This window comes from Variovorax sp. P1_G12, from assembly GCF_056405555.1.
In genome coordinates, this window is sequence record NZ_JBFUBW010000011.1 from 49,981 (window position 1) to 61,529 (window position 11,549).

Below are 11,549 nucleotides of genomic sequence, written 5' to 3' on the forward strand. Positions count from 1 at the left end.
CTTTCAGCCGCCCGCCGCGAGTTCGCGTTCAAGGATCTTCGGGTTGTCGCGCCAGCGCTCCAGCCATTCCTGTGCCACGTCGCCCGGGTACACGTCCTCGATGCCGTCACGCAGCGCCTTCACGATGGCGTTCGCCAGCGCACCGGCGCCGAGCTTGGGCGGCGGCGTGTGCTGGTTCCATTCGTCGTCGATCGGACCCGGGAACACATTGATCACGCGAATGCCGGCCGGCCGCATCTCGGCGCGCAGGCATTGCGCGAGCGAATGTGCCGCCGCCTTCGAGGCGCTGAAGGTGCCGTGCGGCGGAAAGTTGCTGAGCGCGTAGACCGACAGCAGGTTGACCCAGGCGGTGGCGCCGGTCACGCCGTCGGCCGAGCGCCCCTTGAGCGCCGGACCGAACTCCTGGGCGAGCCGCAGCAGCCCGAAATAGTTGATGTCCATCTCGGCCTTCGCGACATCGGTGCCGCGCCGCGCGCCGATGCCGAAGCTGCGATGCACCTCGGCGTTGTTGATCACGATGTCGACCTTGCCGCCGATCTCGCCGGCCAGTTCGGTCACCGAGCGGCCGTTGGTCAGGTCGAGCGGCACCAGCGTGACCTGCGGCAGCGCCGTGATGTCGTCCAGTCCGCCCATCTTCTTCCAGGGCTCGGCATGGCCGACCCAGACGATGTCGGCGCCGGCCTTGACCAGCGCGCGCACGATCGCCTGGCCCACCTCGGTCTTGCCGTCGGTGACCAGCACCTTGCGGAACTTCGGATCGCTGGTCATTTCTCTGAGCATCTTGTCGTCGGCCATGTGGGCGCTCCCTTCGTTCGGAAATCCAATCAATACCGCCTGCCCCGCGCGGTCGAGCCGGGCACCCACGCGCACCCGCGACGGCGCCTCGCCGACCTCGCCGTGCAGGTGGACCATCAGCGTCGGGCCGGCATCGAGATGCACCAGGCCCAGCCGCCAGGGCAGCCGCTCGCGGAAGAACAGGTCGTTGCTGTGATGCAGCGTGGTGCTGCTGAGCAGCTCGCCCTCGCCGCCCTGCTCGCGCCAGTGCAGGTGCGGCGACAGGCACTTGTGGCAGGCCTCGCGCGGCGGGTACTGCACCGTGCCGCAGTCCTCGCAGGTCTGCAGTTCGAAGCGACCCTCGGCGGCGGCCGCGGTGATGCCGAGGGCGACACGGCCGCGCGCCCAGGGCGGCAGGTTCATCTGCCGGGTGCGCAGCACCGGGTTCTTGCGCTTGGGGCGCATGAGCGGCATGGTCATGAAGGTCTCCCAAGAATCACGGCGCCCGTACACAGGCAGCGGTCGTAAGTCACCATGCCGAAGCCGGCGACCAGGCCCAACCTGGCATCCGGCACGGTACGAGGACCAGCTGTGTCCGTCAGTTGCCTGATCGTCTCGGTCATGCCGAGGAAGCCCCCGGCGGCACCGGCCTGTCCTGCAGAGAGTTGACCGCCGCTGGTGTTGTTGGGGAAGCTGCCGTCGTGGGTCATGGTGTGCGAGCGCACGAAGGCCGACCCCTCGCCCTTCTCGCAGAAGCCGAGGTCCTCGAACTGCATCATCACGATCACGGGGTAGTCGTCGTAGGTCTGAACGAAGTCGATGTCGGTAGGCTGCACGCCGGCTTGCGCGTAGAGGTCATCGCGATCGACACGCCAGCCGCCGCGCACCATCACCGGGTCTTCCGAGTAGGCGTTGTGGCGCTCGATCGCGCCGCGGATCACCGCATGCGGCAGGCCGAGGTCGCGCGCGCGCTCCTCGCTCATAACCAGGAAGGCCTCGGCGCCGGCACAGGGCATCACGCAGTCGAACAGATGGATGGGGTCGGAGATCGGCCTGGCGGCGATGTACTCGTCGAGGCCGAGCGGCTTCTTGAACATCGCGTTCGGATTCTTCAGGGCGTTGCTGCGCTGGTCGACCGCGATGCGGCCGAAGTCCTCGCGCGTCGCGCCGAAGGTGCGCATGTAGTGCGCCGTGATGAAGGCGAAGATCGAGTTCGGCCCGCCCGAGCCGTAGGGATAGGTGGCGTCGCGCGCGAAGTTGCTGAAGGCGCCCAGCGTCTGGCGAAACGAATCCACATGGTTGGTGTCGGCCGCGACGCAGGCCACCACGTCGGCATCGCCGGCCTGCACCGCGCGCGCCGCGCGCCGCAGGCACATCACGCCCGAGGCGCCGCCGGTCGGCATGTGGTCGAGCCAGCGCGGCGACAGGCCCAGGTGCTGCGTCACGCCGACGGCGGTGTCGGGCGCCAGCGAGAAGCTGCTGACGCACAGGCCGTCGATCTGTTCCTTCTTCAGGCCGCTGGCCTGGACCAGCGCCTCCATCGCCTGGCCGAGGAACCAGTGGGCGCCGAGCGTCGAATAGCGCTGGTAGGGCACGGTGATGGGCACGGCAACCGCCACGCCTTCATAGGACATTCGACGTGTCATGCTTGCCTCTTCTTCATCGCACGCGTGTCGATGCAGTGTGCCTGGCCCGGCAGCGCATGCGCCATCTCGCGCAGCTGCCCGCGCTGGATCTTCTGCGAAGCCGTGAGCGGCAGCGCATCGACGAAAGCCACGTAGCCCGGCGCCTTGTAGTAGGCCAGCTGCGCCAGCGCATGCGCGACGATGCTGGCCGCCAGCTGCTCCGGCTCGGAGGCATCGGCGTCCTCGCGCATGACGATGCAGGCCAGCACCTCGTCGCCGCGCACCGCATCGGGCGTGGCGGCCACGGCGGAGGTCTTCACGGCCGGATGCTGGTTCAGCACGCTCTCGACCTCCACCGCCGAGATGTTCTCGCCGCTGCGCCGGATCACGTTCTTCTTGCGGTCGACGAAGTAGAAGTTGCCCCCGGCATCGCGGCGCACCATGTCGCCCGTATGGAACCAGCCGTCGGCCCAGGCCTCGCGCGTGGCGTCCGCATCCTTCAGGTAGCCGGAGAAGAAATAGCGCTTCGGATCGGCACCGCTGGCTCGCACCAGCAGTTCGCCCGGCGTGCCGTCGGCGACCTCGCGGCCTTCGTCGTCCACCAGGCGGATCTCGACGAAATCCTCGCGGCGGCCGAAGCAGCTGGTGCCGACGTGCCGCGGCTCGTGGTTGGCCATCACGCAGGCGGCGGCACCGGTCTCGGTCATGGCCCAGGCCTCGACCAGCGGAAAGCCGAAGCGCGCCTCGAACGGCGCATGGTTCTTGCGGTCGACGCCGGCACCGAAGCCCCAGCGGATGGCGTGCTCGCGGTCCGACGCCGATGCGGGCGCCGACAGCAGCATCGCCGGCATCACGCCGAGGTAGTGCGCGATGGTGGCGCGGCTCTCGCGCGCGCTCTGGAGCCAGGTCTTGGGATGGAAGCGGTCGAGCTGCACCAGGCAGCCGCCCGCGACCAGCACCACCATGGTGGAGAACGCCATCGCGTTCACATGGTTGAGCGGCAGCGGCGTGATGATGCGTTCGGCATCGGGCCGGACCGGGCAGAGGTCGCCGAGCTCCGCGTACCACTGGCCCGCGCGCAGGAAGTACTCGTTGCCCAGCATGCAGCCCTTGGGGCGGCCCGTGGTGCCGGACGTGTAGAGCAGCGCGCATTCGGTCGCAAGGCCGATCGGCTCGGCGACACGCGGCGGCGGCGTCTTCGACGGCGGCACGGCGTCGAGCTCATCAGGCCCCATCGTCTCGAAAGGCCGGCCCGCGGCTTCGGCCGCGGCCCGCAGGTCGGCCGCGCGGTGAGGCAGCGTCACCACCAGGGCGATCTCGCTGTGGCCGATCAGGTAGCTCAGTTCGGCCGAACGCATGTCGGCGTTGATCGGCACCACGCTCACGCCCAGTGCGTTGAGCGCAAACCAGTGGAGGAGAAACTCCGGGCGGTTTTCGAGCAGCAGGCCGACGCGGTGGCCGTGCCCGTAGCCGGCGTCGGCGAAGGCAGTGCGCAGGCGCTCCACCCGTGCGGCGGCTTCGCCCCAGTGAATCGCACCCGGCGCCATGCCGTAGGCCGCAGCGGTGACCGCCTCGGTGAACAGGAACTCGGCGTCGGGCGTGCGCCGGGCGCTCGCACGGAAGGCATCGTGGACGGTGGCGTAAGGCATGGCGTCCCTAGATGAACAGCTGCACCGCGGGCAGCGCGGCGTCGCAGTTGAGCAGATTCACGCGCTTCAGCGTCATGCGCAGCGCGCCATCCTGCAGCGTCAGGTGGTGGAAGAAGGTGCCGACGTAGAACTGCAGTTCGTCGCCCTGCGACTCCGTGTAGTGAAACTCGCTGCGCACCACGAAGCGCTTGCCCTCGAGATCGAAGCTCTCGACCGTCGGCGTCTGCAGCAGGTGGTGGCAACGGCTGGGCGGAAGCTGCGAGAAGGCGCGCGGGCTCTTGAGCCGCTCGATGCGCAGCTCGCGCAGCAACTTGTCCTCGTACATGTGCGAGGTGTGGTTGAGGCCGTCCTCCTGGTCGGGCACCAGCGGCACCCAGTAGAAGCCGTCGTCGGTGAAGAGCGCGTTCCATTCCTCGTAGCGCCTGGCATCGAGCAGGCGCGCCTCGTTCACCACGAAGTCGATCAGGTCCTGGCGGGTCACGTCGTCCGGCATCACATCGTCTCCGTCATGAATTTGGCCCAGGCGCGGTACTGGTTGCGCATCGGCAGCTCGCTGGTGCCGACCGTCGTGATCTCGCCGCCCTTGGTTTCCGAAGGGTCGAAGTTGCGATGCAGGCTCACCCATTCGTTGCCGCTCGCGTGCAGCCCGGCCTGGATGCCGCGGTAGGCCTGCAGGTCGTCATGCCCCACCACCGAGAACGGCGAGTTGATCAGCCGGTTGTACATGGTCGTGCGCTGCAGCAGCTCGGGCGGCGCGCCCTTGAGGCGGAAGGTCCAGCTCTCGACCAGCGTCTTGTCGACCGCGATCGGCCGCACCACGCGAATCGCCTGGATCGCGCCCTTGATCGTGAGGTTGGGGTAGTACACGGTGTTGTGCCGCGCCATGCCGAGGATCTGCGCGGTGCGCTCCTCGCCGTACTTGGCCTTCATTGCGTCGTCGTACGCGGGGATCGCCTTGTACTTGCTGTGGATGCTGAAGTGCACGCCCGTGAAGCTGTGGCCGTTGTCGTAGGTGCGAACGCCCATGTCCTCGAAGAACTTGTAGTCCGACATGAAGGGCACGAACTGCTCGATCGCCATCGGCTTGGGCTCGTCTTCGGGCTTGCCGGCCCACATGCTCTTGGCGGTGCCGGCGGAGGATTCGTGCGCCACCATCGGATGCATGGTGTCGTTGAGGTTCTCGACGAACATCTTCCAGTTGCACTGGTGCACGAAGCGCAGGCAGCCGCCGGCGATCTCGAGTTCGCCCTCGGGCGAGCGGTCGGCCATGTTGTCGATCGAGCTCAGCGAGTCGCCGAAGAACTCCTCGAAGTCGGGTCCGACGTCGTTGATCTTGATGAAGATGAAGCCGCGATGGCTGCGCACGTTCCGGATCGTGGTCAGTCCCTTGGCCGATTCGCATTCGTGCAGCTGCGTGCCTTCGTAGCCGTTCTTGAGCGGGATCGACAGCAGCGAGCCGTCGGTCTTGAAGGTCCAGGCGTGGTAGGGGCAGCGGAAGAACTTGCCGGTGTTGCCGCAGGGCGCGGTCACCAGGCGCGAGCCCTTGTGCGCGCAGCGGTTCATCATCGCGCGCACCGAGCCGTCGGTGTGGCGCACGATGATCAGCGGACGCCCCGCGAGCTCGGTGTGGAGGTAATCGCCGGACTTCGGGATCTGGCTCTCGTGGCCCGCGTAGTTCCAGGTGTTGGCGAAGAAGTGCTCCTGCTCGAGCTCGAACAGCTCGGCGCTGGTGTAGAGGTCGCGGTGCACGCGGTCGGGCTGCACCAGCGCGCGCACCGCTTCGGGGTTGCCTCGGTACTTGCTCATGGTCCTCTCCAGTTCAGTTTTTCACCACGCTATCGATTTCTCGCGACGCATGAATCCGGCGCCGCAAAAGCCAGGGATACCGCGGAACCGGCTTCGCCGGGCCGCTGGTATCGCCCCCTCGAGGGGCTGAGGTCCGCGGCTCCAGGCCTGCCTGCGCAGGCTTGGACGGACCCGAAGAGCCGCTGCCTCTGGCAGCGACTCGGGGCGCCGCAGGCGCTTCGGGGGTGTTCATATGTCCAGCACCAGCCGCGGCCCCTTGGCGCGCGAGATGCAGATCTGCATGACGTTGCCTTGCGCCTTTTCGCGCGCGGTCAACACGTAGTCACGATGGTCGATCTCGCCCTCCATCACGGGCGTCGCGCAGACGCCGCACTCGCCGCGCTTGCAGTCGAACATCGGGTCGCAGCCGTGCTCGATCAGGCAGTCGAGGATGCTCTGGTCGGCCGGCACCGTGAAGCGCTGGCCGGACTGGGCCAGCTCGACCTCGAAGGCGTGGTCGCCCTCCTCCACCACCGGCGTGGTGAAGAGCTCGAAGTGCACGCGGTCGTGGGTCCAGCCGCGGGCCTGCGTCTGCGCCAGCACGGCGTCGAGCATCAGCTTGGGGCCGCACACGTAGAGCCGGTCGCCGGCAGGGATGCCGTCCAGCATCGCGCCGATGTCGAACGGGCCGCCCTGCTCGACATCGGCATGCAGGCGCAGATCGTCGCCGAGCAGCGCCTGCAGCTCGGGCACGAAGGCCATCAGCTCCTGGCTGCGGCCGGCGTAGTGCATGCGCACCGGCAGGCCCTCGGCGCGGCGCCGCGTCGCCATGCTCGCGAGCGGCGTCACGCCGATGCCGCCGGCCAGCAGCACGGTGCCGCCCGGGCCGGTGTGGAGCGGGAAATCGTTCTTGGGCGCCTCGATCGTGAGCAGGTCGCCTTCGCGCACGCGCTCGTGCATGAAGCGCGAGCCGCCCCGCCCCTCGGCCTCCTTGCGCACCGCGATCACGTAGTCGGTGGGTGCGTCCGTGGCCTTGGCGTCGACGGCGAAGTTGATCAGCGAGTAGTGGCGCCAGTCGTGCGCGCCGTCGGACAGTTCGACCCGCACGCGGACGTGGGCGCCGGCGGCGAAGCCGGGCAGCGCGTCGCCATCGTCCGATCGCAACCTGAAGGTCTTGATCAGCGGGTTCAGTTCGCGCGCCTCGGCGACGCGCAGTTGGAGGGTCAGGGGCTGGGCGGACATGGCAGGTTTCCGTGGTCAGGCGAGCGCGTGCTGCACCAGCACCGCTTGCAGCTTGTGGCCGTGTTCGTCGGCCAGCGCGGCATCGCGCAGCTCGCGCAGGGTGGCCGGTGCGAGTCGCGCGCCCGCGCGCTGCACGGCCGCCATCACGGTGTCGTAGTTGCGCAGCCCGCGTTCGTGGGTGTCGCTGTAGCCCTTGACCAGCCGCTGGCACTGGGCGATCTCGATCGCCAGCTGGGGATGGCGCGGCGCGATCTCCGCGATGCGCGCGAGCCAGTCCTCGATGCGCCGGTTCTCCTCGGCGTAGCGCAGGGTCGAGCGGCGCCAGCGCTTGCAGGCCGCCACCGTGCGCAGCATCAGGTAGCCGCGCAGCGAGCTGGTCTGGACCACGCGGCCCTTCTGCGTGAAATGCTCGACCATCCGGCGCGGCAGCCGCGAGTCCATCAGCCAGCGGCCGATGCCGGCCGGCAGCGTCTCGCAGATCTCCTGCAGGCGCGGGTGCATGTATTCGTTGATCGCCAGCACCTGGCCGTCCTGCACCCGGGCCTCGCCGCGCACCCGTTCGAAGCGCGTCGCGCGCGTCTTGAGCGCCGCGACGCGCGCCGTGTCCTCGTAGGACATCCACAGCGCCAGGCAGCGCGCGATTTCCTTCAGCAGCCGGCCGTCGTCATCGACGGGCAGGCGGGCGACCGCGGCCATGCGGTCGAGATAGAGCCCCGCATAGTCCAGGTCCTGGTAGTCGATCAGGCGGCGCACGCCTTCGAGCAGGAAGTTCTGCGCGGGCGCAGCGAAGTCCTGCTGCACGCGCTCCACCAGCGCCCGCACCCCCGGATGGCGCGGCTGAGGCACGGCAGGCACGTCGGCGGCCACCGCGGCGCCCGTCTCCGGCGCGCCCTGGGCACGCGAGAAGGCCTCGCCGAAAGCCTTGAGGCTGGGCTTGACGCCGACCCCGCCGCGCTCGATCGTGGCCTCGAACTGGGCCCGGCTGAACGGCAGCACGCCGGCGCCCGCGAGCGCGCCGAACAGCACCGCGCTGATCACGCTGCCCGAGGCCTCGGCGGCCTCGGCCATGTCGAAACGGATGAAGCGCTTGGCGGCGCGCTCGGCATGCTTGAGCAATTCGGCGCTGTCGACCCGGCCGTCGCCCAAAGCGCTTTTCTCGGCGATCGAATAGACCCGGTGCGTCGATGCGACCAGCGTGGTGCGCTCGCGCGTGACGAGGCCGCGCTGCACCGCGCGGCCGGCTTCCATCAGCTCCGAGGCCAGCACCACGTCGACGTCGCCCGGCAGCGGCATCAGCGCCAGCACCGGCTGGCCGCCGTCGGCCTCGGCCTGCGCCTCGGGGTACAGCTCGACGTAGTAGATGGTGGCGCCGGTGCGCTGGGCCACGCCCGGCACCGAGGTGGTCTGCGCCAGGTAGCCGTTGGCTTCGCCCATGTCGACGATCCAGTCGGCCAGCACGCCGCCGCCCTCGCCGCCCATCGCGAGAATTGCAATCTTGATCGGTTGAATCATGGCTCGCCCCCAGGTTGGCTCACTTCGTGTAGCCGCCCACCCCCGACCGGGGGCGATACCAGCGGCCCGGCAAAGCCGGTTCCGCGGTATCCCTGGCAGGGCCGCGCCGTGCGGGCATGGAACAACGGGTCGATGGATCGCATCATGGAATTCGGTTCAGAAGGCATAGGCCGCGCGGCGCTTGGCCTCGCCCTTTTGCAGCCAGCCGATCACCCGCGTGCGCAGGCTCTCGCGCAGCCGGTCCCAGCGGCTCGGATTGCTGACGATCTGCGCCTTGTAGAAGGAGGGGCACAGCACCGCGGCATGCGAGACCTCGCCGCAGACGCCGCAGCCGACGCAGCTGTCGAGCACGGTCGCGACCGGGTCGGTGCGCAGCGGATCGGGGTTGGGCTTGATCGACAGCGACGGGCAGCCCGAGAGCCGGATGCACGAATGGTCGCCGGTGCAGGTGTCGGAATCGACGCCGAACTTCTCGCGCACCGAACGCTTGCCCTCGGCGATCGCGCGGCGCACCAGCGGCTTCTCGCGCCGCTGGCGGTTCAGCATGCACTCCGATTGCGCGATCAGCACCTTCGGGCCTTTTTCCTTCGTCGTCAGCGCGTCCTTGAGCGCATCGCGCATGCCGGCGACGTCGTAGGTGCGGCGCAGCGTCTTCACCCACTTCACGCCGACGCCGCGCACCGCGCGCTCGATCTCGTGGCCGGTGCTACGCGTCGCGTTCACGGCGTTCGACGACAGGATGTCCTGGCCGCCGGTGGCCGAGGTGTAGTTGTTGTCGACCACGATCGTCAGGTTGTCGCTGCGGTTGAAGACCGCGTTGGCGACGCCGCTGGTGAGGCCGTTGTGCCAGAAGCCGCCGTCGCCCATCACCGAGATCGCCCGCTTGCCTGCCGGCGCGTTGAGCGCCGAGGCGCCCGCGCCGCCGAGCCCGTAGCCCATCGTGGTGTTGCCGATGTTGAACGGCGGCAGGATCGAGAACAGGTGGCAGCCGATGTCGGCGCTCACGTGATGCGCGCCGAGTTCGCGCTCGACCAGCTTCATGGCGCTGAAGATCGGGCGCTCGGGGCAGCCGGTGCAGAAGCCCGGCGGCCGCGCGTGGACGCTGTCGCCGAGCGGCAGCGAGGGCTCGAGCGCGCCATCGACGCCGACAGCGGCCACTTCGGTGAGCGGGATCACCTTGCGCACCGGCGCCGGCAGCGGCTGCAGCCGGCCGTAGCGTTCGCCGAAGGTGCGCGCGCCCTTGAGCAGCTCGGCCGCCGTGTACTCGCCGGCCACCGGCAGCATGTCCTTGCCGTGCAGCGCGGTGGCCGAGCCGGCCTGGCGCAGGATGGTCGCCAGGTTCTGCTCGACGAAGTTGGGCTGGCCTTCTTCCACGATCAGCACCGCGCGCTTGCCCTCGCAGAAGCGCAGCACCTCGCTCTCGATCACCGGATAGGCCACGTTCATGACGTAGAGCGGCACCTTGGAGTTGCCGTAGACGTCGGCCAGGTCGAGGCGCTCGAGCGCGCGCACCATCGTGTTGTAGCTGCCGCCCTGCACGATGATGCCGATGTCGTCGGCGCCCTCGGCGAAGAATTCGTTGAGCCGGCGGTCCTCGATGAACTTCACGGCGGCGGGCCAGCGGTCGCGCACCTTCTCCTGCTCGTGCACGAAGCTGGCCGGCGGCAGCACGATGCGGCCGACGTCGCGCTGCGGGTTCTCGAGCGCGTCCTGGAGCGTGAAGCTGGCGCGCCGGTTGTCGCCGGCGACGAAGTGCCCGTGCACGTGGCAAGCGCGGATGCGCAGCTGCAGCATCACCGGCGTGTGGCTGGCCTCGGACAACTCGAAGCCCTGCTTCACGGCCTCGACGATCGAGGGCAGGTTGGGCCGCGGGTCGAGCAGCCAGATCTGCGACTTCATCGCGAAGGCGTGGCTGCGCTCCTGCATGATCGACGAGCCCTCGCCGTAGTCCTCGCCGACGATGATCAGCGCGCCGCCGGTCACCCCGCCCGAGGCCAGGTTGGCCAGCGCGTCGGAGGCCACGTTGGTGCCGACCGTGGCCTTGAAGGTCACGGCGCCGCGCAGCGGGTAGTTGACCGAGGCCGCCAGCGTCGCGGCGGCGGTGGCCTCGCTGGCGCTGTTCTCGAAACGGATGCCGTGCTCGGCCAGGATGTCCTGCGCGTCGGCCAGCACGTCCATCAGGTGCGAGATCGGCGCGCCCTGGTAGCCGGCGACATAGGAAACTCCTGACTCCAGCAACGCCTTGGTGACTGCAAGAATGCCTTCACCGCGGAACACCTCGCCGTCGGCGAGCCGCAGCTTCTTCACTTCTTCGACGAACGATCGCTCTGCCATGGTGTCCTTTCATGCGTGGGACTTGCGCGTCGACCTCGACATCGCGGTCTCTATAATGTTGACAACTGAATGTATTCACAATCATGAATAACCCTAGACAAGCAAGCATCGTGCCCGCCACGGGTCCAGGGCCGTTCAGTGAAAAGGCGGCAGCGCCCGGCCGCCGCTTCGTCGACGACTACCTGCCCGCGCTGCTGGCGCAGGCGAGCCAGCTGATCTCGTCCGAGTTCCATCGGGTCGCGCGCCAGCATGGTTTTTCGGTGTCCGAATGGCGCGTCATGGCCTCGCTGGCCGGCGGCGCGGCAATCAGCATCGGCCAGCTGGCCCAGGTCACGGTGACCAAGCAGCCGACCGTGACGCGGCTGCTGGACCGGATGGAAGCCCGGGGCCAGATCGAGCGCCTGCCTCATGAAAGTGATCGGCGTGTCACCCTGGTGCGCATCACGCCCCAGGGCACGCAGGCGGTCGAGCACCTGATGGATCTGGCGCGCGAACATGAGCTGCGCGTGCTCGAGCCCTTCGGGCTGCAGCGCGCCGAGGAACTCAAGAGCACGCTGCGCCACATCATCGAGCTGCACGCGCGTGCGCCGGGCGAGGCGGCCGAAGACGACGAGTGAGGCGAGCGCGC

The 11,549-nt window shown here is 68.8% G+C and carries 9 protein-coding genes; 1 reads left to right on the plus strand and 8 read right to left on the minus strand.

The features are described from left to right. Positions 1-3 precede the first annotated feature (3 nt). The 8 genes from AC1D2O_RS14535 to AC1D2O_RS14570 all read right to left on the minus strand — a co-directional run bounded on the left by AC1D2O_RS14535 (position 4) and on the right by AC1D2O_RS14570 (position 10,921). Positions 4-1,254 carry an SDR family NAD(P)-dependent oxidoreductase gene (locus AC1D2O_RS14535; protein ID WP_478157262.1) on the minus strand — a complete coding sequence of 417 codons (1,251 nt, stop codon included), beginning with the start codon at positions 1,252-1,254 and terminating at the stop codon, positions 4-6. Further along, positions 1,251-2,420 (minus strand): thiolase family protein, encoded by a 1,170-nt coding sequence (locus AC1D2O_RS14540; RefSeq protein ID WP_478157264.1) that lies wholly within the window; start codon positions 2,418-2,420, stop codon positions 1,251-1,253. The genes AC1D2O_RS14535 and AC1D2O_RS14540 overlap by 4 nt, the downstream gene beginning before the upstream one ends. Beyond that, positions 2,417-4,048: an AMP-binding protein gene (locus AC1D2O_RS14545; protein WP_478089410.1), complete on the minus strand. Its 1,632-nt coding sequence runs from the start codon at positions 4,046-4,048 to the stop codon at positions 2,417-2,419. Before AC1D2O_RS14545 ends, AC1D2O_RS14540 begins: the two co-directional genes overlap by 4 nt. Positions 4,049-4,055: 7 nt before the next feature. After that, entirely contained in the window at positions 4,056-4,541 is a 486-nt protein-coding gene (locus AC1D2O_RS14550; protein WP_478089411.1) for an aromatic-ring-hydroxylating dioxygenase subunit beta, read from the minus strand. Then, positions 4,541-5,854 (minus strand): aromatic ring-hydroxylating dioxygenase subunit alpha, encoded by a 1,314-nt coding sequence (locus AC1D2O_RS14555; RefSeq protein WP_478089412.1) that lies wholly within the window; start codon positions 5,852-5,854, stop codon positions 4,541-4,543. Before AC1D2O_RS14555 ends, AC1D2O_RS14550 begins: the two co-directional genes overlap by 1 nt. Before the next feature lie 228 nt (positions 5,855-6,082). After that, positions 6,083-7,075, minus strand: coding sequence for a PDR/VanB family oxidoreductase (locus AC1D2O_RS14560; RefSeq protein WP_478089413.1), 993 nt, complete (start codon positions 7,073-7,075; stop codon positions 6,083-6,085). A gap of 15 nt (positions 7,076-7,090) precedes the next feature. Next, on the minus strand, positions 7,091-8,587 hold the full coding sequence (locus AC1D2O_RS14565; protein WP_478089414.1) for an indolepyruvate oxidoreductase subunit beta family protein: 1,497 nt from the start codon (positions 8,585-8,587) through the stop codon (positions 7,091-7,093). Between the two features lie 156 nt (positions 8,588-8,743). Then, entirely contained in the window at positions 8,744-10,921 is a 2,178-nt protein-coding gene (locus AC1D2O_RS14570; protein WP_478157266.1) for a thiamine pyrophosphate-dependent enzyme, read from the minus strand. A gap of 83 nt (positions 10,922-11,004) precedes the next feature. On the opposite strand from AC1D2O_RS14570, the gene AC1D2O_RS14575 reads away from it, so the two are divergent. Next, positions 11,005-11,538 (plus strand): MarR family winged helix-turn-helix transcriptional regulator, encoded by a 534-nt coding sequence (locus AC1D2O_RS14575; RefSeq protein ID WP_478157268.1) that lies wholly within the window; start codon positions 11,005-11,007, stop codon positions 11,536-11,538. The last annotated feature ends 11 nt before the right edge of the window (positions 11,539-11,549 follow it).

Bases quoted from the DNA above. Each gene is read 5' to 3' on its own strand.
- AC1D2O_RS14535 (WP_478157262.1), bottom strand. From the start codon at position 1,254: ATGACCATGCCGCTCATGCGCCCCAAGCGCAAGAACCCGGTGCTGCGC.
- AC1D2O_RS14540 (WP_478157264.1), bottom strand. From the start codon at position 2,420: ATGACACGTCGAATGTCCTATGAAGGCGTGGCGGTTGCCGTGCCCATC.
- AC1D2O_RS14545 (WP_478089410.1), bottom strand. From the start codon at position 4,048: ATGCCTTACGCCACCGTCCACGATGCCTTCCGTGCGAGCGCCCGGCGC.
- AC1D2O_RS14550 (WP_478089411.1), bottom strand. From the start codon at position 4,541: ATGCCGGACGACGTGACCCGCCAGGACCTGATCGACTTCGTGGTGAAC.
- AC1D2O_RS14555 (WP_478089412.1), bottom strand. From the start codon at position 5,854: ATGAGCAAGTACCGAGGCAACCCCGAAGCGGTGCGCGCGCTGGTGCAG.
- AC1D2O_RS14560 (WP_478089413.1), bottom strand. From the start codon at position 7,075: ATGTCCGCCCAGCCCCTGACCCTCCAACTGCGCGTCGCCGAGGCGCGC.
- AC1D2O_RS14565 (WP_478089414.1), bottom strand. From the start codon at position 8,587: ATGATTCAACCGATCAAGATTGCAATTCTCGCGATGGGCGGCGAGGGC.
- AC1D2O_RS14570 (WP_478157266.1), bottom strand. From the start codon at position 10,921: ATGGCAGAGCGATCGTTCGTCGAAGAAGTGAAGAAGCTGCGGCTCGCC.
- AC1D2O_RS14575 (WP_478157268.1), top strand. From the start codon at position 11,005: ATGAATAACCCTAGACAAGCAAGCATCGTGCCCGCCACGGGTCCAGGG.